Origin of the sequence: Lamprobacter sp. (assembly GCF_034860625.1) — a bacterium.
Classification (GTDB): domain Bacteria; phylum Pseudomonadota; class Gammaproteobacteria; order Chromatiales; family Chromatiaceae; genus Lamprobacter.
This window is the reverse complement of sequence record NZ_JAYESN010000531.1, coordinates 1-1,319: the sequence shown is the minus strand read 5'-3', so window position 1 is coordinate 1,319 and position 1,319 is coordinate 1. Positions and strand designations below refer to the sequence as shown.

Here is a 1,319-nt window from a genome sequence, read left to right as displayed (position 1 = left end):
TGAGGCGCTCAGCGATCTGTTCGCGCCGTTAGAACTGGGCTGGAAGGCGCGCGGTCAGGCCGAGACGGCGCTGATGGCGGAACTGGTGCCGGTGCTCAAGAAGCAGGCCGGTGGGCGGGAGATTTCAGGATTGGCGGCGTATGAGTGACAGCACGATGGACGAACAGACGAGCGGATTGGTGCCGAGGTTGCGGTTTCCTGAGTTTCGGGAGGCGGGGGAGTGGGAGAAATTATTCGGTGATGCTTTGTTTGAGCAAGTCAGCAATAAAAAACACAATTCCGACTTGCCTATACTTGCAATTACGCAAGAACACGGCGCTATACCTAGAGAGTTAATCGAATACCATGTTTCTGTGAATGACAAAAGTGTCAGTAGCTATAAGGTCGTAGAGGTCGGCGACTTCATTATCAGTCTGAGATCCTTTCAAGGCGGAATAGAATATTCAAAGTACAGAGGGCTCTGTAGTCCTGCATACATCATTCTTCGTCAGCGCTCCAATACGAGCAGCGAATTTTTTAAGAGTTACTTCAAAACAACCGGATTCATTCGTAATCTAACACGTAATCTCGAAGGAATTCGAGATGGCAAGATGGTTAGTTACAAACAGTTCTCCGAGGTACCGTTGCCGGTACCAGCATTAGAAGAACAACAAAAAATCGCCGCCTGCCTGTCCTCCCTCGACGCACTGATCGCCGCCCAGGCGGACAAACTCGACGCCCTCAAGACCCACAAGAAAGGGCTGATGCAGCAACTCTTCCCCCGCGAGGGCGAAACCGTCCCCCGGCTGCGCTTCCCCGAGTTTCGGGAGGCGGGGGAGTGGTCGCTGCGCACATTAAACGAGTTCATTTCCGAACGCAGTCAGCTGCCAATGGAAAAAATACCATTGTATAGCCTAACTATAGAAGATGGGATTGCTCCAAAGACTGAGAGATATGAGCGGTCATTCCTGGTTAAGAACGAAGCAGAAGCATATAAGTTGGTGGAGCCAAATGATTTTGCTTACAACCCTATGAACCTGAGATTCGGAGCGATTGCGCGACATTCTGGCGGACATAATGTTGCCGTGTCCAAGTATTACAATGTTTTCTATTGCGATAGTTCTGTTGACCCCAGGTTTTGTGAGCTGTATTTCCAAAGCCCTCGGATGATCGCATATTACGATGACGTCGCCATCGGTTCTTTGGTCGAAAAAAGGCGTGTGCATTTTGGGGACTTCTTGAAGTTTGAGATTGTATTTCCGTCTTTGGAAGAACAACAAAAAATCGCCGCCTGTCTCTCCTCCCTCGACGCCCTGATCGCCGCCCAGGCGGACAAACTC

General features: G+C 50.4%; 1 protein-coding gene. It reads left to right on the top strand.

The window, feature by feature from the left end:
- Window positions 1–155: 155 nt before the first annotated feature.
- Window positions 156–1,319, top strand: a 1,164-nt coding sequence (locus tag VBE63_RS29505) for a restriction endonuclease subunit S (protein WP_323686534.1), incomplete at its 3' end; no start/stop codon positions are given.